25 protein-coding genes are annotated in these 25,129 nt (G+C 73.1%); 12 read left to right on the top strand and 13 right to left on the bottom strand.

The window, feature by feature from the left end; translation table 11 throughout:
* The first annotated feature begins 234 nt into the window (after positions 1–234).
* The 3 genes from IE172_RS17845 (at position 235) to IE172_RS17835 (ending at position 2,854) form a co-directional block, all read left to right on the top strand.
* Positions 235–843, top strand: a complete 609-nt coding sequence (locus IE172_RS17845) for a hypothetical protein (RefSeq protein WP_190098240.1) — start codon at positions 235–237, stop codon at positions 841–843.
* A 243-nt stretch (positions 844–1,086) separates the two neighbouring features.
* Positions 1,087–1,983 carry a phosphorothioated DNA-binding restriction endonuclease gene (locus IE172_RS17840; RefSeq protein WP_190098239.1) on the top strand — a complete coding sequence of 299 codons (897 nt, stop codon included), beginning with the start codon at positions 1,087–1,089 and terminating at the stop codon, positions 1,981–1,983.
* Positions 1,984–2,107: 124 nt separating this feature from the next.
* On the top strand, positions 2,108–2,854 hold the full coding sequence (locus tag IE172_RS17835) for a DUF1775 domain-containing protein (RefSeq protein ID WP_190098238.1): 747 nt from the start codon (positions 2,108–2,110) through the stop codon (positions 2,852–2,854).
* A gap of 106 nt (positions 2,855–2,960) precedes the next feature.
* On the opposite strand, the gene IE172_RS17830 is transcribed toward IE172_RS17835, so the two are convergent.
* The 3 genes from IE172_RS17830 to IE172_RS17820 all read right to left on the bottom strand — a co-directional run bounded on the left by IE172_RS17830 (position 2,961) and on the right by IE172_RS17820 (position 5,152).
* The gene (locus IE172_RS17830) at positions 2,961–3,602 is read right to left on the bottom strand and encodes a sigma-70 family RNA polymerase sigma factor (RefSeq protein WP_190098237.1); all 642 of its coding nucleotides are present in this window, start codon (positions 3,600–3,602) and stop codon (positions 2,961–2,963) included.
* 193 nt (positions 3,603–3,795) lie between these two features.
* Positions 3,796–4,446 carry a hypothetical protein gene (locus IE172_RS17825; protein ID WP_190098236.1) on the bottom strand — a complete coding sequence of 217 codons (651 nt, stop codon included), beginning with the start codon at positions 4,444–4,446 and terminating at the stop codon, positions 3,796–3,798.
* 301 nt (positions 4,447–4,747) lie between these two features.
* Positions 4,748–5,152, bottom strand: coding sequence for a MerR family transcriptional regulator (locus tag IE172_RS17820; RefSeq protein WP_190098235.1), 405 nt, complete (start codon positions 5,150–5,152; stop codon positions 4,748–4,750).
* Positions 5,153–5,511: 359 nt separating this feature from the next.
* Between IE172_RS17820 and IE172_RS17815 the strand changes: the two genes are divergently transcribed.
* Both IE172_RS17815 and IE172_RS17810 read left to right on the top strand, forming a co-directional pair.
* Positions 5,512–7,020 carry a SulP family inorganic anion transporter gene (locus tag IE172_RS17815; RefSeq protein WP_229886167.1) on the top strand — a complete coding sequence of 503 codons (1,509 nt, stop codon included), beginning with the start codon at positions 5,512–5,514 and terminating at the stop codon, positions 7,018–7,020.
* Positions 7,021–7,073: 53 nt separating this feature from the next.
* On the top strand, positions 7,074–7,691 hold the full coding sequence (locus IE172_RS17810; RefSeq protein ID WP_190098234.1) for a VOC family protein: 618 nt from the start codon (positions 7,074–7,076) through the stop codon (positions 7,689–7,691).
* Between the two features lie 129 nt (positions 7,692–7,820).
* On the opposite strand, the gene IE172_RS17805 is transcribed toward IE172_RS17810, so the two are convergent.
* The 8 genes from IE172_RS17805 to IE172_RS17770 all read right to left on the bottom strand — a co-directional run bounded on the left by IE172_RS17805 (position 7,821) and on the right by IE172_RS17770 (position 17,125).
* Complete coding sequence (locus IE172_RS17805; protein WP_438817020.1) at positions 7,821–9,758, bottom strand: sigma-70 family RNA polymerase sigma factor; 1,938 nt, start codon at positions 9,756–9,758, stop codon at positions 7,821–7,823.
* Positions 9,759–9,871: 113 nt separating this feature from the next.
* Positions 9,872–10,579: an AAA family ATPase gene (locus tag IE172_RS17800; protein WP_190098233.1), complete on the bottom strand. Its 708-nt coding sequence runs from the start codon at positions 10,577–10,579 to the stop codon at positions 9,872–9,874.
* 71 nt (positions 10,580–10,650) lie between these two features.
* Positions 10,651–11,919 carry an ArgE/DapE family deacylase gene (locus tag IE172_RS17795; protein WP_190098232.1) on the bottom strand — a complete coding sequence of 423 codons (1,269 nt, stop codon included), beginning with the start codon at positions 11,917–11,919 and terminating at the stop codon, positions 10,651–10,653.
* A 163-nt stretch (positions 11,920–12,082) separates the two neighbouring features.
* Positions 12,083–13,492, bottom strand: a complete 1,410-nt coding sequence (locus IE172_RS17790; RefSeq protein WP_190098458.1) for a HAMP domain-containing sensor histidine kinase — start codon at positions 13,490–13,492, stop codon at positions 12,083–12,085.
* Between the two features lie 93 nt (positions 13,493–13,585).
* A complete protein-coding gene (locus IE172_RS17785; protein WP_190098231.1) occupies positions 13,586–14,311 on the bottom strand; it encodes a response regulator transcription factor in 726 nt (241 codons plus the stop codon).
* 96 nt (positions 14,312–14,407) lie between these two features.
* Positions 14,408–15,019: an FMN reductase gene (locus IE172_RS17780; protein ID WP_190098230.1), complete on the bottom strand. Its 612-nt coding sequence runs from the start codon at positions 15,017–15,019 to the stop codon at positions 14,408–14,410.
* Positions 15,016–16,110: an LLM class flavin-dependent oxidoreductase gene (locus tag IE172_RS17775; protein ID WP_190098229.1), complete on the bottom strand. Its 1,095-nt coding sequence runs from the start codon at positions 16,108–16,110 to the stop codon at positions 15,016–15,018. The genes IE172_RS17780 and IE172_RS17775 overlap by 4 nt, the downstream gene beginning before the upstream one ends.
* A 124-nt stretch (positions 16,111–16,234) precedes the next feature.
* Positions 16,235–17,125, bottom strand: a complete 891-nt coding sequence (locus tag IE172_RS17770; RefSeq protein ID WP_190098228.1) for an NADP-dependent oxidoreductase — start codon at positions 17,123–17,125, stop codon at positions 16,235–16,237.
* Positions 17,126–17,250: 125 nt separating this feature from the next.
* Here IE172_RS17770 and IE172_RS17765 point away from each other — a divergent pair, with 125 nt between their 5' ends.
* Complete coding sequence (locus IE172_RS17765) at positions 17,251–17,652, top strand: winged helix-turn-helix transcriptional regulator (protein WP_190098227.1); 402 nt, start codon at positions 17,251–17,253, stop codon at positions 17,650–17,652.
* A gap of 14 nt (positions 17,653–17,666) precedes the next feature.
* Here the strand turns inward: IE172_RS17765 and IE172_RS17760 are convergent, their stop codons facing one another.
* Positions 17,667–18,143 carry a MarR family winged helix-turn-helix transcriptional regulator gene (locus IE172_RS17760; RefSeq protein WP_190098226.1) on the bottom strand — a complete coding sequence of 159 codons (477 nt, stop codon included), beginning with the start codon at positions 18,141–18,143 and terminating at the stop codon, positions 17,667–17,669.
* A gap of 105 nt (positions 18,144–18,248) precedes the next feature.
* Between IE172_RS17760 and IE172_RS17755 the strand changes: the two genes are divergently transcribed.
* The 3 genes from IE172_RS17755 (at position 18,249) to IE172_RS17745 (ending at position 20,425) form a co-directional block, all read left to right on the top strand.
* The gene (locus tag IE172_RS17755; protein ID WP_190098225.1) at positions 18,249–18,584 is read left to right on the top strand and encodes a YnfA family protein; all 336 of its coding nucleotides are present in this window, start codon (positions 18,249–18,251) and stop codon (positions 18,582–18,584) included.
* A gap of 65 nt (positions 18,585–18,649) precedes the next feature.
* On the top strand, positions 18,650–19,426 hold the full coding sequence (locus IE172_RS17750) for an SDR family NAD(P)-dependent oxidoreductase (RefSeq protein ID WP_190098224.1): 777 nt from the start codon (positions 18,650–18,652) through the stop codon (positions 19,424–19,426).
* Between the two features lie 162 nt (positions 19,427–19,588).
* Entirely contained in the window at positions 19,589–20,425 is an 837-nt protein-coding gene (locus tag IE172_RS17745) for an LAGLIDADG family homing endonuclease (RefSeq protein ID WP_229886165.1), read from the top strand.
* 42 nt (positions 20,426–20,467) lie between these two features.
* On the opposite strand, the gene IE172_RS17740 is transcribed toward IE172_RS17745, so the two are convergent.
* On the bottom strand, positions 20,468–21,661 hold the full coding sequence (locus IE172_RS17740) for an RtcB family protein (RefSeq protein ID WP_190098456.1): 1,194 nt from the start codon (positions 21,659–21,661) through the stop codon (positions 20,468–20,470).
* Between the two features lie 217 nt (positions 21,662–21,878).
* Here IE172_RS17740 and IE172_RS17735 point away from each other — a divergent pair, with 217 nt between their 5' ends.
* The 3 genes from IE172_RS17735 to IE172_RS17725 all read left to right on the top strand — a co-directional run bounded on the left by IE172_RS17735 (position 21,879) and on the right by IE172_RS17725 (position 25,096).
* Entirely contained in the window at positions 21,879–22,688 is an 810-nt protein-coding gene (locus IE172_RS17735; protein ID WP_190098223.1) for a DUF3558 domain-containing protein, read from the top strand.
* A gap of 118 nt (positions 22,689–22,806) precedes the next feature.
* Positions 22,807–23,649 carry a DUF3558 domain-containing protein gene (locus tag IE172_RS17730; RefSeq protein ID WP_190098222.1) on the top strand — a complete coding sequence of 281 codons (843 nt, stop codon included), beginning with the start codon at positions 22,807–22,809 and terminating at the stop codon, positions 23,647–23,649.
* Between the two features lie 88 nt (positions 23,650–23,737).
* Positions 23,738–25,096 (top strand): DUF2637 domain-containing protein, encoded by a 1,359-nt coding sequence (locus IE172_RS17725; RefSeq protein ID WP_190098221.1) that lies wholly within the window; start codon positions 23,738–23,740, stop codon positions 25,094–25,096.
* The last annotated feature ends 33 nt before the right edge of the window (positions 25,097–25,129 follow it).

Raw genomic sequence — 25,129 nt, 5'->3', positions numbered from 1 at the left:
TCAGGGTAGGCCAGCGGCGGCATCGGGCATCCGGCCCCCGATCCGTCGCGATCTGCGAAACTGTCGTCTGATACACACAGCTCACACGGCCGGGGCGGCGGGAGGCCGCGTCCGTCCCCCGGACAAGATGGTTCGCCGCACGTTTCGGCGGGCGGCCGTGGGGGAGGTCACTGTCACGATGATCGGGTTGCGCGGCGGGGGCCACGCGTCCTAGAAAAGCAGTCGGGTGGAGATATGCATCGCGGTGGCGGACTGGGCGAGGGGACTGACGACCTGGGTCCTCGACGTGCCCGGCGGGGAAAGCACCGGCGCGAGGCGGAGGAAGCGGACGAGACACGTCGCACCCACGGCGAGCCGGAGCGGATCGGCCCCCTGAGCGGGGCGGGGAGCAGGAATGGTGGTCGGGTGGGGGTGACGTACAAGTACTTCGGCGCGCCGGACGGCGCCACCGCGGCCCGCGTCCCGATCTCGATGCGCCCCGAGGAACTCGGCGGCGACGAGCTCGGCATGAACGGCATGTTCACCAAGATCAAGCCGGAGACCATGGCCGCGATGGTCCTCACGGGCATCGAGGGTGTCCCCCTGCACAAGGTCCCGCCCCTGGAACTGGTCGTCCTGCACCCCGACTACGCGGTCGTGAAGCTCCCCATGACGGTCGTCGACCCGCTGCGCGGCATAGGCGAGGAAGCGGTCGGCGCAGCGGCCTTCATCTGGTCCACGGTCCCCGACCGCGGCGGCCCGCGGGACGCGTTCAACGTGTACCAACTGCTGCACGAGTGGCAGGACTTCAGCCACCGGCTGCACGAGGCGGGGCACCAGCCGTACTGCCTGGTGTGGCCCTGAGCCGGAGTTCGTGATCGGGGGCGGGGTCGGCCGCGGCGACACCTGCCTTCTCTCTCCCCCCGGGCGAGCGCTGCCCGCACCGGACGCCGGACCCGGCCGGCCAGGGCGTCGAGGCCGTCATGAGCGGATCCGCGAGGTCGCCGTCGCCGGCTGCGGCCCTGCCGGGCCGGGCCCGGCGGCTCCGATCACGACGTCACGGGCGGCCCTGGGCGAGCAGGTCGCGCACGTCTACGATCAGCGGCCATGGACTGGCTGGAGCGGGTCGCGAGGCTGAGGCAGTGGACCAGGAGCGGTACGCGTGCTCCGCACAAGCCGCTGCTGCTCCTGTACGCCCTCGGCCGGTTCCACCACGACGCCGACGGCGAGCTGCGGTACACCGCGGTGGAACAGGACCTGCGGCACCTGCTGACCGAGTACGGCCCGCCGAACAGGACGACACCGGCCTATCCCTTTCACCACCTGGTCAGCGACGGCGTGTGGGAGGTCCGTACCGACCGGGGTCCGGGCAGCCCCGGCAGCGGGGTGCGGGACCTCCGCGGGACGGGCGCCGCCGGGCGGCTCGCACCGGATCTGCGAGCGGCGCTGCGACGCGAACCGGGCCTGCTGGACGACATCACGCGCCTGCTTCTCGACCAGCACTTCCCACCCTCCCTGCACGGAGAACTGCGCGAGGCCGTCGGCCTGGAACGGGAACCGGCGGAGGCCGAACGGCTCTCATTGGTGCCGCGCAGGCCCCGGGACCCGCGGATGCGGGAGTTGGTGCTGACCGCCTACGAGTACCGGTGCGCCTTCTGCGGCTACGACGGCAGGATCGGCGCCGTACCCGTGGGGCTGGAGGCCGCTCATGTGCGCTGGTGGGCGTTCGGCGGACCGGACGCGATCGAGAACGGGCTGTGCCTGTGCTCGCTGCACCACAGGCTCTTCGACAAGGGCGTCCTGGGCGTGGGGGACGGCCAGCGCGTCCTGGTCTCCCAGCGCTTCGTCGGCCACAGCCCCGCCGCGCGCGAGCAGGTCACGGCCCTCGCGGGACGCCCTCTCCTCGGCCCGCAGCCCGGCTCGCCCCCGGTTGCCTCCGTCCACCGGGAGTGGCACGCCCGGCAGGTCTTCCACGGCGAACCCCGCCCGGCCCCGGCCGCCTGACCGCGACGGCCGCCCTCACGTGACGCGCGCCACACCTGCGGGCGGGAACTCACCGGACGTTCCGTCCGACTGCCTGAACGATCCTCAGTTGCCGCCCGTCACCGACGAACATCCGGAGTCCGTTGTGTCCCGTCCCAGCAAGGCGCGCACCGCACGCCGTCTCGCCACCGTCAGCGCGGTCCTCGCCACGGCCGTCGTCGCCGTCGCCGGACCGGCGTACGCCCATACGGAAGTCACGGGGAAGGACGCGCGCGCCCTCGCGCAGAACGTCACCCTGGACTTCCACGCCGCGTCCGAGTCCTCCTCCGCCGGCATCACCAAGCTGGAGGTGGTCCTGCCGGAAGGGCTCGTCCCCACCGACATCACCTACGGACAAGGCCCGCGGGGGTGGGAGTTCGCCACCACCAGCCGAGGCTGGACCGTCTCGGGACCCGAACTGACCAAGGGCGCGGATGCCGAATTCTCCGTGGTCGTACGGCAGTTGCCCGACGCCGAGGAACTGGTCTTCAAGACGCTCCAGTCCTACGGTGACGGCCGCGTCGACCGCTGGGTCGAACTGGAGGACTCGGGGGGCGACGGGCACGGCCACGGTCACCCCGCTCCGACGCTGAAGCTCGGCGCCGCCGCACCGGGGGCGACGCCGGTCGCCCCGAGCCCCACCGCCGAGGCCACGACGGCCGCGCCGGCCGACGCCTCACCGAGCGAGCGGCCGGATCCGACCGGCACCCCGGCCACTCAGCAGGCGGCCGGGGAGACGGACGGCGAGGACGGCGGGGTGTCTCCGGCCGTGTGGATCGGTGCCGGCGCCGTGGCGCTGCTCGCGGCCGGCGGCGTGTGGTGGTTCAGGCGCCGCGGCACGCCGTCCGCCTGACACGTTCCAGGACAGTGCGCCGGGGGGCGCGGGCACCACGGAGGCTCCGGGACACGGTCCGGTCCGGAGCCTCCGTGGCCGCCGCCCCGTCCGGTTCCCGCGTCCGTCAGGCCGCGGCACCCGCCGGTGCGGCCCGCTCGGCGTCGTGCAGCGACCGGATGAGTGAGGAGCGGGCGCGGGCGACCCGGGAGCGGACGGTACCGACCGGGCAGTCGCTGAGCTCGGCCGCTTCCGCGTAGGGCAGCCCGAGGAGTTGGGTGAGGACGAACGCCTCCCGGCGTTCCGCGGGCAGCGCGTCCAGCAGTTCGGCCAGGGCGACGCCGTCGTCGAAGCCCGGCAGCCCGCGGGGCTGGGCGCCCTCGGCGGCCGCCTGCCAGTCGTCGGTGTCGGCCGGGCGGGGCCGGGCGGAGGCGTGCCGGTAGCTGTCGATCACCGCGCGCCGGGCGATGGACAGCAGCCAGGTCCGGGCGGAGGAACGCCCCTCGAAACGGTGCAGGCTGCCGAGGGCCCGCAGGAAGGTGTCCTGTGCCAGGTCGTCGGCGGCCTGGGGGTCGGCGCTGAGGTAGGTGACGTAGTGGCGGACGTCTCTGTGCAGGGCGCGGACGAAGTGCTCCACGGCCGCCGGGTCGCCGCCGCGGGCGGCCAGCGCCCAGGCGGTCGTCGACTCGTCGACGGACGGGGCGTCGTCACGGGTCCTCGGGGCGTGTCGCGTGGTGCCGGGTGCGACCGGCAGGGCAGGACTGATCACCTGATGTCCTTTGCGGGAATCCGGACGTCCGGCATGCGGACGTCCGGCATCCGGACCTGGGCGTGCGGGGCACGCGGCGGGTCCGGTGAGGGCGGGGGGTGGCGGGCGTGCGCGCGCACGGCGGCGTACGCCCGTTGCCCGAGCCGTCCCGGCGCGTCGTGGTGCCGGGGACGGGGTCGGGGAACCGGCTGTCTCAGAGGACAGCGGTCCCCGGGGGCGGGCCCCGAGAGGTGATCGTGCAGACGAGGAGCAGCCGGCGCGGCGCACGGTCGCTCCGGCCGCGGCGGGCGGGGACGTCCGGGTGGTGCACCGGCGCGGGCAGGGCGAGCGGCAGGCGCAGCGGGGCGGCCAGCCATCCGGCGAGGGTCCGCAGGATGCGGAAGACCGCGCGTTCGCCGTGGGCGAGCCACAGGCCGCACAGGAGCGCGGCCAGCAGATGGGCGGCGAGCATGCCCGGGGACGACATCCCCTCCAGGGTGTGGCCCGTTCCCCCGGAGTGCGGGGTGTGGCCGAGGTGGCCCGCGTGCGTCACCGGGGTCATGTGCTCCACGGGATGCGGTCCGGCGTCCAACGCCCCGGACGGGAGCGACAGTTCCTGCGCGTACGCGAACCACAGGTGCAGTGCCGTCTGGGCGGCCACCACGGCGGAGGAGACGAGGAGCGGCCCGCGCTCCCGGCCGGCCGGGCACCACACCGCGCCGCCGACCACCGCCGTCGCGCCGCCGAGCGCCCACCACGGCACCGTGGTGCCGGACATCAGGCTGTGGCCCAGGGCGGCGAGCAGCACGCAGACGGCCGCGAACACCGCGGCCCGTGTCGTGCGGAAGCACCACCCAGCAGTCATGGCGGCTCATCCTCGCATTCCCGGCCCCGCCGTCCTGTGGGGTACGGAAACGCCCCCCGTCCGGCACTCAACACTCTCGCGGTGATTCGCGTCACATGTAAAGAGGGCCTGCCCGGGGGGAGTCGGCCCGGCCGCCGTCAGGACGGCGCTTACCGGCCCCGCCCGTGCACCCCACCGCCGCCGGGCTGAGCGTTGACGCGCCGTCGCCTGGCCGAGGGCGGCGGAGGGGAGGACCTGACGAGCGTGATCGGCCTGCCGGCGCGCCGACCGGCGGGCCGGCCGCGGGCCGCGCCCCGTCGGGTCAGGGCGTGGACGCGGGTGCGAGGCGGTGGGCGAGGTCGGCGGCGAACTCCTCGGCGCGGGCGAGCTGGGTGCGCAGGGTCTCGACCCGCTGCTGGGCGGCCCGCTCGAAGTCCCGGATGCGCTCCAGCAGGCTTTCCCGCAGTTCCGGGGAGAGGGCGTCGCCCGAGTCGAGCCGGTCGGTGGCTTCGAGCAGGGCACGCATCTCGTCGAGGGAGAAGCCGAGCGGCTTCATGCGGCGGATGACCATCAGCCGGGCCACGTCGGCCTCGGTGTAGAGACGGAATCCGCCCTGGGAACGGGCGGACGGGATGACGAGGCCGGTCTCCTCGTAGTGCCGGATGGTGCGCAGCGACAGCTCGGTCCGTGCGGCGACCTCGCCGATCTGCATGTGTGCGCTGCTCACGCGAAGTGCCGTCCTCGTCTCTCGCCGGGGCTGCGGGAAGCCGACGCCGATCCCTACCCTAACGTTAGGGTAGGGTTTCGCGGGTCAGCCGTGCCGGGGCCGACGAAGCCCCCGGCGAAGACCATGGTCCACAGGAGAGCGTGCGCATGTCCGTGATGCCCGCCGCTGTCTGCCCGCCGTGACCCTTCGCCCGCCGGCGCCCCCGCTTCCCCGCACGCCCCGCCGCGCCGCCGCTCCCTGACGTCGGTCCGCCGCTCGCGGACGTCGCGGACGGCCGCTCCGGCCCGGTGTCCCGCATCTCTCCCCTGCGCGCCCGCACCGATGCCGGGCATGCCCGAGCACGACAGGTTCCCTTCGTCTTGTCCACTTCCGCACTGTCCCCGTCCGCCTGGCTGCGCGGCCCCCGGCGCCCGTCCTGGCTGTCCGACCCGAAGGTGCTGCGCACCGAGGTGCTGGCGGGTCTCGTCGTCGCGCTGGCCCTCATTCCCGAGGCCATCTCGTTCTCGATCATCGCCGGGGTCGATCCCGCGGTCGGTCTGTTCGCCTCGTTCACCATGGCGGTGACCATCGCGGTCGTCGGCGGCCGCCGGGCCATGATCTCCGCGGCGACCGGTGCCGTCGCCCTGGTCATCGCACCGCTCAACCGTGACCACGGCTTCGGCCACCTCGTCGCGGCCGTCATCCTGGCCGGTGTCCTCCAGATCGCGCTCGGCGCGCTCGGGGTGGCGAAGCTGATGCGGTTCGTGCCGCGCAGCGTGATGGTCGGCTTCGTCAACTCCCTGGCGATCCTCATCTTCATGGCGCAGGTGCCGGAGCTGATGGACGTGCCGTGGCCGGTCTACCCGCTGTTCGCCGCCGGGCTGGCGCTGCTGGTCCTCTTCCCGAAGGTCACCACCGTGGTCCCGGCGCCGCTGGTGTCCATCGTGGTCCTCACCGTCCTCACGGTCGCGGCCGGGATCGCGGTGCCGACCGTGGGCGACAGGGGCGAGCTGCCGTCGTCGCTGCCGGTGCCGGGGCTGCCGGACGTGCCGTTCACCTTCGACACCCTCACCACGATCGCGCCCTACGCGCTCGCCATGGCCCTGGTCGGGCTGATGGAGTCGCTGATGACGGCCAAGCTGGTCGACGAGATCACCGACACGCACTCCTCCAAGACCCGCGAGTCCGTGGGCCAGGGCATCGCCAACATCGTCACCGGCTTCTTCGGCGGCATGGGCGGCTGCGCGATGATCGGCCAGACGATGATCAACGTGCGGGTGTCCGGGGCCCGTACCCGGCTGTCGACGTTCCTGGCGGGCGCGTTCCTGATGGTGCTGTGCATCGTCTTCGGACCGGTCGTCTCCGACATCCCGATGGCGGCGCTGGTCGCGGTCATGGTCATGGTGTCGGTCGCCACGTTCGACTGGCACTCCATCGCGCCGAGGACGCTGCGGCGGATGCCGGCCGGGGAGATCACCGTCATGGTGATCACCGTCGTGTGCGTGGTCGCCACCCACAACCTCGCCATCGGGGTGGTCGTCGGATCGGTCACCGCGATGGTCGTCTTCGCCAAGCGGGTCGCCCACCTCGCCGAGGTCACCGCCGTCACCGACCCCGACGGCGGCACGGTCGTCTACCGGGTCACGGGCGAGCTGTTCTTCGCGTCGTCCAACGACCTGGTCGGGCGGTTCTCGTACGCCACCGACCCCGACCGGGTCGTCGTCGACCTGTCCGCCGCGCACATCTGGGACGCCTCCTCGGTGGCCGCGCTGGACGCCATCGAGACGAAGTACGCCCAGCGCGGCAAGAGCGTCGAGATCGTCGGGCTGAACGAGCCCAGCGCCCGGATCCACAAGACGCTCAGCGGCGAGCTCACCGGCGGTCACTGACCGGTCAGTTCTCGAGAAGCGGCCGCGCCCGGGTCGCCCCTACCGTCGAAGGCATGAACTCCATCGACTCCGTGACCCTCGAGGCGGCCGACCCCGACGCCGCCGCGCGCTTCCACACCGACGCCTTCGGCCTGGACCCGGCGCGGGTGCGGGTGCGCGGCTCGGAGGCCCCCTCGACCGGCTTCCGGGGCTTCACGCTCTCCCTCGTGGTGTCCCAGCCGGGCAACGTGGACGCGCTCCAGGCCGCCGCCCTCGACGCCGGCGCCACCTCCCTCAAGCCCGCCGCGAAGTCGCTGTGGGGTTACGGCGGCGTCGTGCAGGCCCCCGACGGCACGGTCTGGCAGCTCGCGACCTCCTCCAGGAAGGACACCGGCCCGGCCACCCGGGACGTCGACGAGATCGTGCTCCTGCTGGGCGTCGAGGACGTCAAGGCCAGCAAGCAGTTCTACGTCGAGCGGGGCCTGAGCGTGGGCAAGAGCTTCGGCGGAAAGTACGTCGAGTTCACCACCGCCCCCGACACCGTCAAGCTGTCGCTGTACAAGCGCCGCGCCCTGGGCAAGGTGGCGGGCATGTCCCCGGACGGCACGGGATCGCACCGCCTCACGGTCACCAGCCCGGTCGGCCCGTTCACCGACCCGGACGGCTTCGTCTGGGAGGCGGCCGGTCAGTGACCCGGGCCCCGCACGGGGGTGGCGTCCGGGCAGTGGCCGTCGCTCACGTGACGCTCGCCGGACCGCTGGTCCGCCTCAGCGGCTCGAGGACCGGGTCGAGGACGACCCCGGACTCGCACCTCGGCCGGGTCAGAAGCCGAACACCTGCGTCCACGTCCAGTCGTTCTGCGTCACGCCGACACCGAGGGACGAGAGGGAGCAGTTGAGGATGTTGGCGCGGTGGCCCTCGGAGTTCATCCAGGCGTCCATGACGCTCGCGGCGGAGCTCTGGCCCCTGGCGATGTTCTCGGCGCCGGGGCTCGGGTGGCCCTGGGCCTTGGCGCGGTCGACGAAGCTGCTGCCGTTCTGGCCGGTGTGGGAGAAGTAGTCGTTGGCGGACATGTCCTCGCTGTGCAGCTGGGCCGCCCTGGCGAGCCGGTCGTCGAGCTTCACGGGACCGCAGCCCGCCTTGGCGCGCTCGGTGTTGGTGAGGCTCAGGACCTGGGCGGCGGGGCCCCCGGCGGGGGGCGCGGCCGGGGCCTCCGGCTTCGGCCGGGCGGGCGGCTTCGCGGGGGCCGTGGTGCGTGCGGGGGCGGCTTTCGCCTCGGACGTGTCCGGGCCGGGCGTGGCGCTGGGCTCCGGCTTCGTGGCGGAGGCACTGGCCGAGGGGGAGGACGAGGGGGAGGCGGAGGCGGTGGAGGCCTCGGCGGACGGGGTGGCGGACCCCGGGGTGGGCGGGGACGACTCCGCGGCGCTCTCGGCGGCCGCCCGCACCCGGTCCGCGTCGCCGTCCGGGATGAGGACGGCTATCCCGGATATCGTGCCGCCGGTGACCAGCAGCGCCGCCGCCACCGCCGCGACGGTCCTGCCGCGCCGCCTGCGCTGACGGCTGCGGGCGCGCAGGTTCGTCCGGTGGCCCACCACCGTGCCGGTCTCCCGGCCCGCCGAGGGGGCGCCCGCGGACGCCGCTCCCGTGCCGTCGCCGTACGCGGAGCCCGTGCCGTCGCCGTACGCGGAGCCCTTGCCGTCGCCGTACGCCGTACCCGTGCCGTCGCCGTACGCCGTACCCGTGCCGTCGCCGTACGCCGCCCCCCGGCCGCCCGGCACGTCGCCCGCTCCCGCCCGCGCACCGCCGCCCCCGTCCGTCCACATTCCGCCCGGGCCCACGGGCGCCTCTCCGGGCCCGCCCGGCCCCGCGGGCAGCACCCCGGTGTCGCCCGGCCACGCCCCGGACCCCGTCGCCTCCCCGGCGAAGGACACCGGCGCCGCGTCCGCCGTGCCGGCGCCGAAGACGGTGAAGAGGGCGGACGCCGCGAGCAGGCTCGCGCCCACCGGGACCAGGCCCAGGCCGACCAGCAGGCCCTCCGCCGGGACCAGGCCCGACTGGTAGCCCGCGCAGACCGTGCAGTCCCGGACGTGACGGGCGACGCGCTTGCGCCACAGGGCCGAGGGGACACCGTCCCAGGACGCGACCACGTCGTCGAGGAGGACGCAGCGCGGGTGGGCGGCCAGCGCCCGCACCACCAGCCGGGCCGTCTCCAGCTGGGCCTTCATCCGCTGCACGCGCACCGCCGTGTGCTGCGGGGACAGTTCCATCGCGGCCGCCACCTCGGCCCGCGTCAGCTCGCCCGCCGCCTCCAGCCACCACAGCGACAGCAGCGCCTGGTCGTCGGGGTCCAGCCAGCGGGTGGCCTCGGCGGCCTCCCGCCGCTGGCCCTCCAGGCCGAGCCGGACGATCGTCAGGTCCACGAAGTCGGCACCCGGGTCGGCGACGTCGTACGCGTCGTGCAGTGCCGAACTGGCCGGAGCCGTGCGGTGATCGCGCCAGTGGTGACGGAGCTGGTTCATGGTGATGGCGACCAGCCAGGACCGGAAACCGTCGGGATCCCTCAGCGAGCCCAGCGCGGCGAGGGCGCGCAGCATGGTCTCCTGCACCACGTCGTCGACGTCGGGGTGCCCGTTCAGGGCCCGGCCCACGATGTTGTACACCAACGGGAGGTAGGCGGCGACCAGTTCATCCTGGGCCCGCATGTCGCCACGCCGTGCCGCCTCGACCGTCTCCCTGCCGGGTCCGCTGTTCGCTGCCACGCTCGTCCACGCTCCTTCTCGGTCCTGGACCGTACTGTCCTGGCCCTGTCACCACAGGAGAGCCGCCGCCCCGGGCCGGATAACGCAAAGCGGGGGACCGGCCCGCGCCGGCCTCATCCCAGTACGTGCCGCAGATACGCCCCCGGGTCGGCGAGGTAGCGGCGCCAGTGGTCGACCAGGGCGAGGTCCTGCCAGGTGGTGCGGCGCATGCCGTGGTCGCCGACCTCGACGATGTCCGCGCCGGGGAGCGCGGTCAGCAGGGGCGAGTGGGTGGCGCAGATCACCTGCGCACCGGCGGCGGCCAACTGGTCGATGTGGCCGATCAGTTCGAGGCAGGAGGAGAAGGAGAGAGCCGCTTCCGGCTCGTCCAGCACATACAGGCCGGGGCGCAGGAACTTGCCCCGGAACGCGGCGAGGAAGCCCTCGCCGTGACTGCGCGCGTCGGGGTCCAGCCCTTCCCGGCCGAGGGCGTCCAGGGCCGTCTCGGCGCGCAGGAAGAAGCCCTGGCGGGCGGACCAGGAGGCCAGCATCCGGCGGCCCCCGGGGGCGGCGTCGAAGCGGATGCGTTCACCGAGGACGGACTTGGTGCGGTGGCTCGCGTAGCGCCACTCGTGGGAGCCGCCCCAGGGGTCCAGGCCGAAGCCCTCGGCGAGGGCCTCGACGAGAGTGGACTTCCCCGAGCCGTTCTCACCGACGACGAAGGTCACCGGGGCGGTGAACCGCATGCCGCCGCGCAGGAGTTCACGCACACAGGGGACCGACCAGGGCCACTCCCCCTCGTCGCGGGACCCCCCGTGTGCGTACGCACGTTCGATGATCACGGGCCCGAGTGTCCCACGGGGACGGGTCCGGGGTCAGGTGTCCACGCGGAACGCCGCCGGTGTCCCACCCCTCACTTCGTGCCCACCGTCCGCAGCACCGTCAGCACCAGCGCCCGCGCCACCCGCGCCGTCTCGCGCAGGGAGACGTGCTCGCGGGCGCTGTGGGCGACGGCGATGTCGCCCGGCCCGTACTGCAGCGTCGGGATGCCGGCGTCCGCGTAGTGCCGCAGGTCGCTGCCGTAGGTGGCCCCGCGCAGCCTCGGCTGGGAGCCGTCGTCCGCCACGTCGGCGTGCGCCGCCCGGACCGTGTCCGCGAGGGCGTGCCCCTCGGGCAGCCGGCCGCTCGCGAACTGCCCGCCCGGCCAGCTCACCGTCGCCGGGTGGTCCCGCAGCCAGGGGTCGGCGGCGCACGCCTCGGCCACGCACCGCTCCAGCGCGGCCCGCGCCTCGGCCGGGTCCTCGCCGAGCCGTACACCGAACCGGCCCTCGGCGACCAGCAGATCGGGCACGCTGCTCGCCCAGTCCCCGGCCCGCAGCGTGCCCACGGACAGGCCGTAGGGGATCGGATACTCGGCGAGCAGCGGGTCCGGGTCCCGGTTCCGCTCGGCCTCCAGCGCGGCCAGCGCCCGGTGCAGTGGCAGATACGCGTCGACGGCGCTCACCCCCTGCTCGCGCGAGCTGCCGTGCGCCGCCTTGCCGGGCACGGAGACACGGAAGGTCAGCGCGCCCGCGTTGGCGGTGATCAGGGTGCCCGCGGTGGGCTCCGCTATGACGCACGCGTCGCCGCGGTGACCGCGCCGCAGGGTGCCGAAGGCGCCGATGCCGCCGTCCTCCTCGCCGACCACGAAGTGCGCGGCGACCCGGCCGCGCAGCCGTACCCCGGACGTGCGTATCGCGGCCAGCGCGGCGAGGTGCGCCGCGAGCCCGGCCTTCATGTCGCACGCCCCGCGCCCGTGCACGAGGTCCCCGGTCACCCGGGGCGCGAACGGGTCCCCGTCCCACGCCCCGAGGTCACCCGGCGGTACGACGTCGACGTGGCCCTGGAGTATCAGCGTGGGCCCGTCGCCGCCGTCGGGGGTGGTCCCGACCAGCCCCCACGCCTCGTCCCGGGGCACCTCCATGCCCGGGAAGCCCGGCTCGGCACGGAGTGCGGGCAGCTCCAGCGGCCACAGGTCGACGTCGAGGCCGAGCCACTCCAGCCGCCCGGCCAGCTGGTGCTGGAGTTCCGACTCGGCGGCGCTCCCGGTCACGCTCGGCACCGCGATCAGCTCCAGCAGCGTCCGCCCCAGCGCCTCCTCGTCGACCGCCGCCAGCGCCGCCGCCTCTTCGTCCGTCAGCATCCCTGGCCCTCCCTCGTCCGGGGACGACACCCGACCGCCCCTCCCGCCATACCTGCGCAGCGCGAGGACCGGCTACGCCTCCGCACGCCGCCCACTCACCGCGGCCCCCGCGCACCGAAGGACACCCAGGACCGCCGGCGGCACCGCCCGGGAGCCACGGCGCTCACCGCGCCCCGTTCTCCCCCGGCCCGTCTCCCGCGACACCGCCCACCGTGAACCCGGTGACGGTTCCGCCACCCTCGCGGCGGTGGGCGTACGGGGCGCCCCCGTGGGCGAGGGCGACCTCGCGGACGATGGACAGGCCGAGCCCCGACCCCGGCAGGGACCGCGCGTCGGCGGCCCGGTAGAAGCGGTCGAACACGCGGGTCAGGTCGTCCTCGGCGATGCCCGGCCCCCGGTCACGCACCTCGACGCGCACCGTGCCCGGACGGGCCGGGCCCGAGACCCGGATCTCGACCGGCGAGCGGCCGCCCCGGTCGAACTTGACCGCGTTCTCGACCAGGTTGGACAGCGCCCGCGTGAGCATCACCGGCCGCCCGTCGGTCGTGGTGTCGCCGCTCGCGCCGACCAGGATCTCCCGCCCGGTGCGCCGCCGGGCCAGTCCCGCCACGTCCTCGGCGATGTCCGCGAGGTCGACGCGCTGCGGCGGCTCGGTGTCGGACTGCCCGGCCGCCAGCTCGACCAGCTCGTTGACGAGGTCGGTCAGCTCACGGGCCTCCTGGGTGAGATCGGCGACGAGTTCCTCACGGGTGCCGGGCGGCAGCTCGTCGATGCGGCGCAGCAGCGAGATGTTGGTGCGCAGCGAGGTGAGCGGGGTGCGCAGTTCGTGCCCGGCGTCCTGCACCAGCCGGCGCTGGTCCTCCTCCGACTGGGCGAGCCGGCCCAGCATCCGGTCGAAGGCGCGGCCGAGGCGCCCCACCTCGTCGTTGCCGGCGACGGGCACCTGGATGCCGAGGCGCCGGGTGCGGGCGACGACCTCGGCGGCGTTGGTGAGGACGACGAGGCGGCGGGTGATGCGTCGGGCCAGCCACCAGCCGAACAGTCCGGCGGCGACCACGACGGCCACCATCAGGACCAGGGTGCGCCGCTGGAGGGCGCGCAGCAGGTCCTCGGTGTCGCTGAACTCCTGCGCGACCTGCACCGCGCCCCGCTCCCCGCCCAGCGACACGGTCGCCACCCGGTACACGTCGTCGCCGACGTCGACGCCCGCGTGCACGACCACCCGGCCCGCGGGGGCGGCCCGGGCGATCCGGCGGTCGGCGTCGACGACCGGCAGCCCGGGGTCGCCGGGGTCGAAGACGCTGCCGTCGGGCCCGAGCACCTGCACGTCGGTCCGCGCGGGCCGCACCAGGTCGTGGCCGGGCGCGGCGGAGGAGAAGTCGAGCGGGGTCATCCGGTTGTCCCGGACCTCGCTCCGCAGGTCCTGCACGACCTCGTCGAACACGGACTGCTGGTCCACCCGCACCAGCCGGGCGGCCGCGTTGTACGACAGGATGCCGACCAGCACGGTGACGGTGGCGGTGACCGCCGCGAACGCCACCGCGAACGTCGTCCCCAGCGACAGCAGCCGCAGCCGCCGGCGCGGAACCGGCCCCGGCGTCCCGTGCGCGCCGCCCTTCGTCCGGTGCGGGCCGCCCCCCGGCCCGTGCGCGCCGTCCGCGGACACTCAGCCCTCCCGCAGCACGTAACCCACCCCGCGCACCGTGTGGATGAGCTGGGGCGCGCCGGGCTCGTCGAGTTTGCGGCGCAGGTAGCCGACGTAGACGGCCAGGTTCTTGGAGCCGGGGCCGAAGTCGTAGCCCCAGATGCGGTCGTAGATCGTGGCGTGTTCGAGGACGACGCCCGCGTGGCGGATCAGCAGTTCCAGCAGTTCGAACTCGGTGCGGGTCAGTTCCAGCTCCCGTCCGCCCCGCCAGGCGCGGCGTGCCTGCGGGTCCATGCGCAGCCCGGCCGCCTCCACGAACCGTCCGGACGGTTCCGGCTTCGGCTCCGGTACGGGCTCGGGGGCCGGCGCCGGCGCGACGGGGGCCGCGCGGCGCAGCAGGGCGCGCAGCCGGGCGAAGACCTCCTCGACGTCGAACGGCTTGACGACGTAGTCGTCGGCGCCCGCGTCCAGTCCCGCGATCCGGTCGGCGGTCTCTACCAGCGCGGTCAGCATCAGCACCGGCGTGCGGTCGCCCTCGGCGCGCAGCACCCGGCACACCTGGAGCCCGTCGATGCCGGGCATCATCACGTCGAGGACGAGGACGTCGGGGCGGCTGCGGTGGGCCTGGGCGAGGGCCTCGACTCCGTCGGCGACGGCCGTGACCCGGTAGCCCTCCAGGGTCAGGGCGCGCTCCAGCGCGTTGCGGATGGCGCGGTCGTCTTCGGCGAGCAGAACGGTGTGCGGCACGCGCCCAGTGTGCCAACCGCGGACGTGCCGCGGCCCCGGTGGAGGGCACCGGGGCCGGCTTCTTACTCGTATCTCACCCGGGGGCCGCGGCGCCTCTCATCCGGCGGGCCGCAGCCCCGCCAGCCGCTCCTCGAAGGGGGTGACCTCCTCGAAGGAGTCCCGCCGGGGCCGCGGGCGGGCGGCGGCGGGGCCCGCCGTCAGCGCGGCCAGCTCACCGGCCGCCCGCTCGACGCGCCCGTCCAGACCCTCCGCGCCCCAGTCCTCGGAGGCCGCGTAGACGCCGGTCGGGACGACGACGGCCCGCAGGTAGGAGAAGAGCGGACGCAGCGCGTGGTCCAGCACCAGCGAATGCCGGGCGCTGCCGCCGGTCGCGGCGATCAGCACCGGCTTCCCGGCGAGGGCGTCGGGGTCGGTGACGCTGAGAGCGTCGAAGAACGACTTGAACAGCCCGCTGTACGAGGCGGAGAACACCGGGGTGACCACGATCAGCCCGTCGGCCCCGGTCACCGCGTCGAACGCGTCGGACAGCGCCCCGCCGGGGAAGCCGTTGGTGAAGGTGTGGGCGATCTCCACGGCGAGGTCGCGCAGCTCGATCACCCGGACCTCCGCGTCCCCGGCCGCCGGGGCGGCGGCCGCGGCCAGCCGGTCGCCGAGCAGCCGTGTGGACGACGGCACGCTCAGTCCGGCCGATACGACGACGAGCCTCATGCGCGTGCTCCTTCCGTGCGCCGGGCGGTGGCCAGCAGCGAACTGTGGGTCGGCGCGTCCGGCACGTCCGCCGGACGGTTCTTGGCGAACTCCTCGCGCAGCACCGGCACGACCTCCTCGCCGAGCAGGTCGAGCTGTTCCAGCACGGTCTTCAGCGGGAGTCCGGCGTGGTCCATCAGGAACAGCTGGCGCTGGTAGTCACCGGCGTAGTCGCGGAACGCCAGCGTCTTCTCGATGACCTGCTGCGGGGAGCCCACGGTCAGCGGGGTCTGCGCGGTGAACTCCTCCAGCGAGGGCCCGTGCCCGTAGACCGGCGCCACGTCGAAGTAGGGGCGGAACTCGCGCACCGCGTCCTGCGAGTTCCTCCGCATGAACACCTGGCCGCCGAGGCCCACGATCGCCTGCTCCGGGGTGCCGTGCCCGTAGTGGGCGTACCGGTTCCGGTACAGCTCGATCATGCGCTTGGTGTGGTCGGCGGGCCAGAAGATGTTGTTGTGGAAGAAGCCGTCGCCGTAGTACGCGGCCTGCTCGGCGATCTCCGGCGAGCGGATGGAACCGTGCCAGACGAACGGCGGCACGTCGTCCAGCGGGCGGGGCGTGGAGGTGAAGCCCTGCAGCGGGGTGCGGAACGTGCCCTCCCAGTCGACGACGTCCTCGCGCCACAGGCGGTGCAGCAGAGCGTAGTTCTCGATGGCGAGGTTGATGCCCTGGCGGATGTCCTTGCCGAACCAGGGATAGACCGGCCCGGTGTTGCCGCGGCCCATCATCAGGTCCATCCGGCCGTCGGCCAGGTGCTGGAGCATCGCGAAGTCCTCGGCGATCTTCACCGGGTCGTTCGTGGTGATCAGGGTGGTCGAGGTGGAGAGGATCAGCTTCTCCGTGCGGGCCGCGATGTAGCCGAGCATGGTGGTCGGCGAGGACGGCACGAACGGCGGGTTGTGGTGCTCGCCGGTGGCGAAGACGTCCAGGCCCACCTCCTCGGCCTTCAGCGCGATGGCGACCATGGCCTTGATGCGCTCACGCTCGGTCGGCGTGCGCCCCGTGGTCGGGTCGGGAGTGACATCCCCGACCGTGAAGATCCCGAACTGCATGGCCGCTCACCCTCCAGGTTGTTGACGGTTCAACTATACCCCTGGAACGACCCCCCACCCCTCGCTATTCCCCGACCCCGCGCGCCCCCACCGTCCCCGACGCCGGGTACCCCCGACGGCGCGCCTACGGCACCAGCACGAGCCGTCCCCGCACCCCGCCCTCCGCCAGCCGCGCGTGCGCCTTCACCGCGTCGGCCAGCGCGTACGTGCCCCCGACCCGCGGCGTCAGCACCCCCTCGTCCACCAGCCGCACCAGCTCCGCCAGCCGGACCCCGTCCGCGACCACGTCGACGGCGGCCACCCGCACCCCGCGCTCCCCCGCCGGCTCCGCCCGCGGGATCAGACCGGTGTACGCGCCCCCGTCCCGCACCCACGCCAGCGCCCGCTCGCCGAGCACCGCCGCGTCCAGCACGGCGTCGAAACTCCCCGCCCGCACCTCACCGCCCGTGAAGCGCGCGGCACCGAAGGAGCGCACGAGTTCCTCGTCGTCCTCTCGCGCCAGGGCGGTGACGGCGACCCCCCGATGGGCGGCGAGCTGGACGGCGTATCCGCCGACCGCGCCCGCCGCGCCCGTCACCAGCAGCGAACCGCCCTCGGGCACCGCCAGCAGGTCCAGGCCCTGCGCGGCCGCCAGCGCGTTCAGCGGCAGCGCGGCCGCGTGCACCGGGTCGACCGTCCGGGGCGCCCTCGCCACCGCGTCCGCCGGCACGACGACGTACTCGGCGTGCGTCCCCAGCGGCTTCGCCAAGCCGTGGGCGAGCGCGACCACCTCGTCACCGGTGCTCCACCCCGCCCCCGCCCCGACCGCGTCGACGGTCCCCGCGACGTCCCAACCGAGCCCGACCGCCCCGTCCGTCCCGCCGAAGACGCCCTCCCTGATCCCCGCGTCCACCGGGTTCAGGGCCGCCGCCGCGACCTCGATCCGGACCTGCCCGGCCCTCGGCTCCGGCGCCTCCACGTTGACGACCCGCACGGCCTCGGGCCCGCCGAACGACGTCACCACTGCTGCACGCATGACGACAACTCCCTGATGGTGGCTGTTCACCACGGTTTCTCCGCGGCTGACCACAACCCTAGGAAGAGTTACTATCCAGGAGTAAGTAGTTACCTCAGAGTGCGTTTGTCTCCGGAAGGTGAGCCATGGCGACCACGACGGCGGCCCAGCGGCGGGAACAGGCACGCGCCGAGTACGACGCGTTCCTCAAGGGTTGCCCCACCAACCAGCTCCTGGACCGCATCAGCGACAAGTGGGTCGCCCTGGTCGTCAGCGCCCTCGCCCCCGGTCCCATGCGCTACAGCGACCTCGGCCGCAGGATCGCCGGCGTCAGCCCCAAGATGCTCACCCAGACCCTGCGCTCACTGGAACGCGACGGCCTCCTCACCCGCACCGTCACCCCGTCCGTCCCCGTCCGCGTCGACTACGCGCTCACCCCGCTCGGCGCGAGCCTCGGCCTGCTCCTGACCGCCGTCAAGGACTGGGCGGAGACCCACTTCGACGAGGTCCACCGCGCCCGGGAGCACTACGACACCGCGAGCGGCTGACCGCACCGCCCGCCCTACTCGACCTCCCCGGCCCGCAGCCGTGCGGCCTGCTCCGCCCCGAAGTCCGTCGTGCGCCGCAGATGGTCGATGAACAGGGCGAGCTCGGAGTCGTCCAGGTCGTCGAAGAACGCGACCCAGCCGCCCCCGAGCCGCTCCCACACCCGCTCGAACTCCGCCGCCTTCTCCGGCACCGGCGCCACCAGCACCAGCCGCCGGTCCGCCGCGTCCCGTTCCCGCACCACGTAGCCCGCCCGCTCCAGCCGGTCCACCAGCCGCGTCGCCGACCCGGTCGTCAGCCCGGTCAGCTCCGCGATCCGCCCGGTCGTCACCGGACCGCCCTCCAGCGTCAGCAGGTTCAGACACTGCAGATCCGTGGGATGCAGGCCCAGACGGTCGGCGAGCGCCTGGTTGAACAGCGCGTACGACGCCATGTACCGCCGGGACACCACGGCCAGCTCCGCCATCAGCCGCGGCCGCGCGCTCACCGGCATGCCCGCACCTCCCCGTTCGTCGGATGTACCGCATGTATCCCCGGTGCGGCCCCCGCCAGGCGCCCTCCATCAGGTGACGCGCGACCCGCGTGGGAGGCTGCGGGAATGCTGATCCTCCGCTCCGCCACCCTGTTCGTCCTCGCCGCGCTGCTCGAGATCGGCGGCGCCTGGCTGGTCTGGCAGGGCGTGCGGGAGAACCGCGGCTGGATGTGGGCGGCCGGCGGCGTCCTCGCCCTCGGCGCCTACGGCTTCGTCGCGACCTTCCAGCCCGACGCCCACTTCGGCCGCGTCCTCGCCGCGTACGGCGGCATCTTCGTCGCCGGCTCCCTCCTCTGGGGCGTGGTCGCCGACGGCTACCGCCCCGACCGCTGGGACATCACCGGCGCCCTGGTCTGCCTCGCGGGCATGGCCGTGATCATGTACGCCCCGCGCAACGGCTGATCCCGCGCCCGACGCCCCCGCCTATGCTGACCCGGCACGGTCCCCACCGCCCGAGGAGCAGCCCCATGGCCACCGCCGCACCGCCCGCCGCGTCCCGTATCGCCGTCGTCACGGGCGCGAGCAGCGGGATCGGCGCCGCCACAGCACGCCGGCTCGCCGAGGCCGGCTACCGCGTCGTCCTCACCGCCCGCCGCAAGGACCGCATCGAGGCCCTCGCCGAGGAGATCACCGCCGCCGGCCACGCGGCCACGGCCTACCCCCTCGACGTCACCGACCGCGCGGCCGTCGACGAGTTCGCCACCGCCTTCAGGACCATCGGCGTCCTCGTCAACAACGCCGGCGGCGCGCTCGGCCTCGACCCGGTCGCCACCGGCGACCCGGACGACTGGCGCACCATGTACGAGACCAACGTGCTCGGCACCCTCCACCTCACCCAGGCCCTGCTCCCCAAGCTCGACGCGAGCGGCGACGGCACGGTCGTGGTCGTCTCCTCCACGGCCGCCCACTCCACCTACGAGGGCGGCGCGGGCTACGTCGCAGCCAAGCACGGCGCCCACGTCCTCGCCGAGACCCTCCGCCTGGAGATCGTCGGCCGCCCGGTCCGCGTCATCGAGATCGCGCCCGGCATGGTCAGGACGGAGGAGTTCGCCCTCACCCGCTTCGGCGGCGACACCGAGCGGGCCGAGAAGGTCTACCAGGGCGTGGCGGAACCCCTCACGGCGGACGACGTCGCCGACACCATCACCTGGGCGGTGACCCGCCCGCCCCACGTCAACATCGACCTGCTGGTCGTCCGCCCCCGCGCCCAGGCCTCCAACAGCAAGGTCCACCGGGAGGCGTGAGGCCGGCCCGAACAAGGCAAGTAATCCGCAGGGGTGAAAGCCATCGATCACCCGGCCGGGACAGGAGCATTCGATCTAGGTTCAACGGCGAGCAAAGGAACGGCCCTTGGCCCGGACCGCGGTCCGGGCCAAGGGCCTCACCACAGGGAAGGCACCACTTCCATGGCCGAACAGGGCCTCAGCGCGCCCGCCCGCCGTTTCATGGACCTCGAAGACCCCGATTACGCCTACATGTTCGGCTTCCTCCAGGCCGACGGTCACCTGCACCAGGGCCCGGGGCAGAAGGGACGCCTTTCGGTCGAGATCAACGCGCGGGACGTGCACATCCTCCATGACTTCCAGCGCTTGACCCCGTACCACAGCTCCATCAGAGAGCGGGTCCGCACCACGAACTTCACCGAACAGCACCGCTCGGCCATCTGGACCGTGTGCTCCCTGGAAGCCCGTACCACCGTCAACGAACTGGGCATCCCGTACGGCAAGAAGTCGCTGCTCATCCGGCCGCCCCGCGTCGACTTCCGCCACCGCGACTACATCCGGGGAATCATCGACGCCGACGGTTCGCTCGGCTGGACGGCCGAGGGATTCCCGTACTTCTCCCTGACGTCGGCCAGCACCGATCTCGCCACGTACATGGCCCACTTCGCCAAGGAGATCACGGGCGCGGAGCGCACCCCCCGCCGCAACACCCGTGACCAGGTCTACGTCCTCACCTACTTCAAGGAGCAGGCACAGCGGCTCGCCGAGCACCTCTACTACCCCGGCAGCCTCTCTCTGGACCACAAGAGGGCCAACGCCGCTTCGATTCAGGGCTGGACCCGGCCCGACGACATGAGGATCGCCCCTCCCCGCCGCCGGTGGACTCCGGAGGACGACCGCGAACTGCTCCGGCTCGGCGATCCGACGGCTGCGGCCGCCGTGCTCGGCCGCACCCGGCAGAGCTGCTTGATGCGCTTGTGGCGCCTCCGCACCGGGCAGGTGATGGCGCCCGCCGTCTGACACAGGAATCGGGGGCGCCGCCGACCCGGCGCCACACCGCCTTCAGCCCTTCACACAAATGACCTGCTTGAGCTTGGCGACGACCTCCACGAGGTCCCTCTGCTGCTCGATCACCTTCTCGATCGGCTTGTACGCGCCCGGGATCTCGTCCACGACACCGGAGTCCTTGCGGCACTCCACGCCCTGCGTCTGCTCCTCCAGGTCCCGCGTGGTGAAGCGCTTCTTGGCCGCGTTCCGGCTCATCTTCCGGCCGGCGCCGTGCGAGGCCGAGTTGAACGAGGCCGCGTTCCCGAGCCCTTTCACGATGTACGAGCCGGTGCCCATCGAGCCCGGGATGATTCCGAACTCTCCCGATCCGGCCCGAATCGCGCCCTTACGGGTCACCAGGAGGTCCATCCCCTCGTACCGCTCTTCCGCCACGTAGTTGTGGTGGCAGGAGATCACCGGGTCGAAGGTGACCTTCGCCTTCCGGAACTCCTTGCGGACGACCTCCTGGAAGAGCGCCATCATGATCGCGCGGTTGTACTTCGCGTACTCCTGCGCCCAGAAGAGGTCGTGCCGGTAGGCCGCCATCTGCGGGGTGTCCGCGACGAAGACCGCGAGGTCCCGGTCGACGAGCCCTTGATTGTGGGGCAGCTTCTGAGCCACGCCGATGTGGTGTTCGGCGAGCTCCTTACCGATATTGCGGGACCCGGAATGCAGCATGAGCCAGACCGAACCGGATGTATCAACGCAAAGCTCCACAAAATGGTTGCCCTGGCCCAGGGTGCCCATCTGCAACGCCGCCCGGTCACGCCGGAACTTCACCGCATCCGCCACCCCGTCGAACCGCGACCAGAAGTCGTCCCAGCCCCCGGTCGGGAACCGGTACAGCCGCGCCGGATCGATCTCCTCGCGGTGCATGCCCCGGCCGACCGGGATCGCCTGCTCGATCTTCGACCGGACGCGGGACAGGTCGCCCGGCAGGTCGTCGGCCGTCAGAGAAGTTTTCACCGCGGACATGCCACAGCCGATGTCCACGCCGACCGCTGCCGGGCACACCGCGTCCCTCATGGCGATCACCGAGCCCACCGTCGCGCCCTTGCCGTAATGCACGTCCGGCATGACCGCCAGGCCCTGCACCCACGGCAGCGTCGCCACGTTCCGCAGCTGCTGCATCGCGCCGCCCTCCACCGTGGCCGGATCGGCCCACATCCGGATCGGCACCTTCGCGCCCGGCATTTCCACGTACGACATAACGCCCTCATTCCCCCGGAAGACAAGCAGAAGTTGCTGAACCGCAAAACCGGCGCCAAGGCCGGTGAAAAGGGATGACGGACCGGCGTCCACGGCAGTGCGTGCGATACACATTGTCTGCGAAGGGCGCCCCCCTGCGGCAAGCGATTAACCAGCGGGGACACTGGGGAGGCCCGGCGGGCACCGGCCCGTACCCACCGTCGAGAGGAGCCCGGCCGTGCAGCGGAGGGCGTACGTACCCGGCGTCGCCGCGCTCCTGGCGGCCGTGCTGGCCGGCTGCACCGGCAGCTCGGACGACGGCGGACCGTCGGACAACTCCAACCCGGGAAGCGCCGGTACGGCGTCCCAGGCGGCCCAGCCCGGCAGGTATGCCACGCTGCCCGAGCCGTGCGGTGTGGTCGACGGCCGCACGCTCGACGAACTCCTGCCCGGAATCGGGGAGATGGCCGACGAGGCCAAGCGGGAGAAGGCGTACGGGGGCGAGGCGACGCTCACCTACGACACCGACCGCAAGGTGGGCTGCCGTTGGAAGGTGGAGTCGGCCGAGGCCACCAACCACCTGCTGGTCGACTTCGAACGGGTCGTCTCCTACGACAACGCGGTCAGCGACGACGCCCAGGCCGAGGAGCTGTTCGCGGCCAGGCAGGCGGCGGCCGAACTGCCCGAGCCGGTGGTGACGACGACGGGCTCCCCCTCCCCCTCCGCCGCCGCCTCCTCCACCGCGCCGTCCACGGACGCCGGTTCGTCCCCGCCGTCCTCCGCCTCGCCCTCCGTCGCCCCCACCGATCTCCAGCCCCGTCTGCTGGAGGACCTGGGCGACGAGGCGTTCCTCGACGACGAGCTCGACAGCGCCGGTTCCACCTCCCGGCAGCGCACGGTGACTGTGGCGTTCCGCACGTCCAACGTGATGGTGACCGTCGAGTACGCGGAGCAGCCGATGACCGTCGGCGCGGTCCCGGACAGCAAGGAAATGCAGGACAGGGCACGGAAACTGGCTGCCGAGCTGGCCGAGTCGCTGGGCGGCTGAACGTCTTTCACACCCTCTCCACCGCCCGGCGCGAAGCGGGCGAAGGAAGACCGTACGGGTGACTCAGCGCGTACCGTGACCCCTCGGACCCGATCCGACCGCAGGGAACACGAGCGTCATGAGTGAAGGAACCATGCAGCGACGAGCACAGCGTGAGCAGCAGTCCGGTCAGAGAGTGAAGCGTCTTCGCCGCGTCCTTGTCTGCGCGGCTGCCGTCCCGGTGATGCTGGGCGCCGCCGGCTGCTCCTCGGACTCCGGCTCCGACGACGGCAGGGACAAGGGCTCCGGCGCGTCCGCCTCGAAGTCCGCGAGCCCGTCGCCGACCGTGCAGGCGGCGGCGTACCGGACGCTTCCCGAGGCGTGCGGGGTGCTGTCGAAGAAGACCCTGGAGGACCTGGCCCCGAAGGCGAAGTCGGGCAAGCAGGGCAGCTCGGACGACGTTTCGACCCGCGCCAGCTGTTCTTGGAACAGCCTGGACAACAACGGGGTCAAGGGGTCTCAGTTCCGCTGGCTGAACGTGTCGCTGCTGCGTTTCGACTCCGACACCACCCGGGGCGCGGGCGACAAGCTGGCCAAGGACTACTACGACAAGCAGGTGCGGGACGCCCAGGCGACCGAGGGCGCGCAGGGCGCGAAGGCGGAGCCGGTCACCGGGACGGGCGACGAGGCCACCGCGGTGCGGTACGACCTGAAGAAGAAGGAAGGCACCTTCAAGCAGCAGACGGTGGTGGTCCGCGTGGAGAACGTGGTCGTCACCGTCGACTACAACGGTGCCGGTCTGGCCGGGGACGAGACGCCGTCCGCCGACGATCTGATGAAGGACGCCCAGAAGGCGGCCAAGGAGGCCGTGACTTCGGTCACCAAGGCCAACGGCCCCGGTGGGGAAGCCGGTTCGCCGTCGCAGTCCGCTTCCCGGGCGCCGTCCGCCTCCGCCTCTCAGGCCGCTTCCGACCAGGGCTGAGCCCTCCGAAGCGGAACCGGCCACCCGTCTCCCGCACACATGTGCCACTCTGTTGCGCGCAACAACACGCACTGGGAGGGGAGTACGGGTGGCCGCGCCCATTCAGCTGACACGGACGCACCGGATTCTCATCGGCGTGGTGGTCTTCGGTGCCGTGATCATCGCCGGGATCGGTTTCGCCGGTTCGTACGCGGCGGTCCGTGAACTCGCCCTGCAGAAGGGCTTCGGGAACTTCAGTTACGTCTTCCCGATCGGCATCGACGCCGGCATCTGCGTCCTGCTGGCGCTGGACCTGCTGCTGACCTGGATCCGCATCCCGTTCCCGCTGCTGCGGCAGACGGCGTGGCTGCTGACGGCGGCGACGATCGCGTTCAACGGCGCGGCGGCGTGGCCGGACCCGCTCGGCGTGGGCATGCACGGGGTGATCCCCATCCTGTTCGTCGTCTCGGTGGAGGCGGCGCGGCACGCCATCGGGCGGATCGCCGACATCACCGCCGACAAGCACATGGAGGGCGTCCGGCTGACCCGCTGGATGCTGTCGCCGGTGCCGACGTTCCTGCTGTGGCGGCGGATGAAGCTGTGGGAGCTGCGTTCCTACGAGCAGGTGATCAAGCTGGAGCAGGAGCGGCTGGTCTACCAGGCCCGCCTGCGCTCCCGCTTCGGGCGCTCCTGGCGCCGCAAGGCCCCGGTCGAGTCCCTGATGCCGCTGCGGCTCGCCAAGTACGGCGTCCCGCTGGCCGAGACGGCTCCGGCGGGCCTCGCGGCGGCGGGCATCGAGCCGGCGCTGCTCCCCCCGGCCCCGGAGACCCGGGAGATATCCGCGTCTCCGCGCCCCGAGGTGACCGCCGGTCATGCCGTGGAAGCACCGGGCGGGGTGCGGGCGGGCGACGGTGGCGCTCCCCGGGCCGTGCCGGCGCTGGAGAAGACGCCTCCCGGCGAGCGGCGCCCGGAGGATCGGGGCGACCGCGCCCCCGGGGTGCCGGAGGGCACCGACGGGGACCAGAACCAGTGGCTGCACGCCCGCGACCCCCGCACGGTGGAGTACCACGGCGGCTACGACCCCACGTACGACCCGGACGAGGAGTACGCCCGCTGGTACGCCGAGCAGCAGCAGGCCGAGCAGTACCAGGACCAGTACCAGGAGGAACCGCCGCTCCAGGAGCCCTCTCCGGAGGAGACCGGCAGCTTCCCCATCCCCGTGGTGCCCGGCGGCCGCACCCGTGAGCTGGGCGAGGGCGGCGGCACCCCCGTCGCCGACCCGGACGAGGAGGCGTACTACCAGGTGTTCCGTCAGTCGATAGACGGCAGCTACCCGACCCCCCGCGTCCTCGGCGACAACATCGAGGCGACCTACGGGACGACGCTGAGCCCCAGCGCTTTGAAGGCCCTCGCCGAACGCTTCCAGGCGCGCCACATGGCGGAGATGGAGGAGGACCACATCGCGTAGCGCGGCGACGGCCCGCGACGGACGGAGGGGCGC

The sequence above is a fragment of the Streptomyces griseoflavus genome, assembly GCF_014649995.1.
Lineage (GTDB): Bacteria > Actinomycetota > Actinomycetes > Streptomycetales > Streptomycetaceae > Streptomyces > Streptomyces griseoflavus.
The sequence above is the reverse complement of the archived record's forward strand: the minus strand, read 5'-3'. Positions and strand labels throughout refer to the sequence as shown.

Coding starts and splice junctions, on each gene's coding strand:
- IE172_RS17795 (WP_190098232.1), bottom strand. CDS start 11,919: ATGCTGACGGACGAAGAGGCGGCGGCGCTGGCGGCGGTCGACGAGGAG.
- IE172_RS17755 (WP_190098225.1), top strand. CDS start 18,249: ATGCTGATCCTCCGCTCCGCCACCCTGTTCGTCCTCGCCGCGCTGCTC.
- IE172_RS17775 (WP_190098229.1), bottom strand. CDS start 16,110: ATGCAGTTCGGGATCTTCACGGTCGGGGATGTCACTCCCGACCCGACC.
- IE172_RS17730 (WP_190098222.1), top strand. CDS start 22,807: ATGAGTGAAGGAACCATGCAGCGACGAGCACAGCGTGAGCAGCAGTCC.
- IE172_RS17740 (WP_190098456.1), bottom strand. CDS start 21,661: ATGTCGTACGTGGAAATGCCGGGCGCGAAGGTGCCGATCCGGATGTGG.
- IE172_RS17845 (WP_190098240.1), top strand. CDS start 235: ATGCATCGCGGTGGCGGACTGGGCGAGGGGACTGACGACCTGGGTCCT.
- IE172_RS17765 (WP_190098227.1), top strand. CDS start 17,251: ATGGCGACCACGACGGCGGCCCAGCGGCGGGAACAGGCACGCGCCGAG.
- IE172_RS17825 (WP_190098236.1), bottom strand. CDS start 4,446: ATGACTGCTGGGTGGTGCTTCCGCACGACACGGGCCGCGGTGTTCGCG.
- IE172_RS17745 (WP_229886165.1), top strand. CDS start 19,589: ATGGCCGAACAGGGCCTCAGCGCGCCCGCCCGCCGTTTCATGGACCTC.
- IE172_RS17750 (WP_190098224.1), top strand. CDS start 18,650: ATGGCCACCGCCGCACCGCCCGCCGCGTCCCGTATCGCCGTCGTCACG.
- IE172_RS17760 (WP_190098226.1), bottom strand. CDS start 18,143: ATGCCGGTGAGCGCGCGGCCGCGGCTGATGGCGGAGCTGGCCGTGGTG.
- IE172_RS17840 (WP_190098239.1), top strand. CDS start 1,087: ATGGACTGGCTGGAGCGGGTCGCGAGGCTGAGGCAGTGGACCAGGAGC.
- IE172_RS17780 (WP_190098230.1), bottom strand. CDS start 15,019: ATGAGGCTCGTCGTCGTATCGGCCGGACTGAGCGTGCCGTCGTCCACA.
- IE172_RS17810 (WP_190098234.1), top strand. CDS start 7,074: ATGAACTCCATCGACTCCGTGACCCTCGAGGCGGCCGACCCCGACGCC.
- IE172_RS17770 (WP_190098228.1), bottom strand. CDS start 17,125: ATGCGTGCAGCAGTGGTGACGTCGTTCGGCGGGCCCGAGGCCGTGCGG.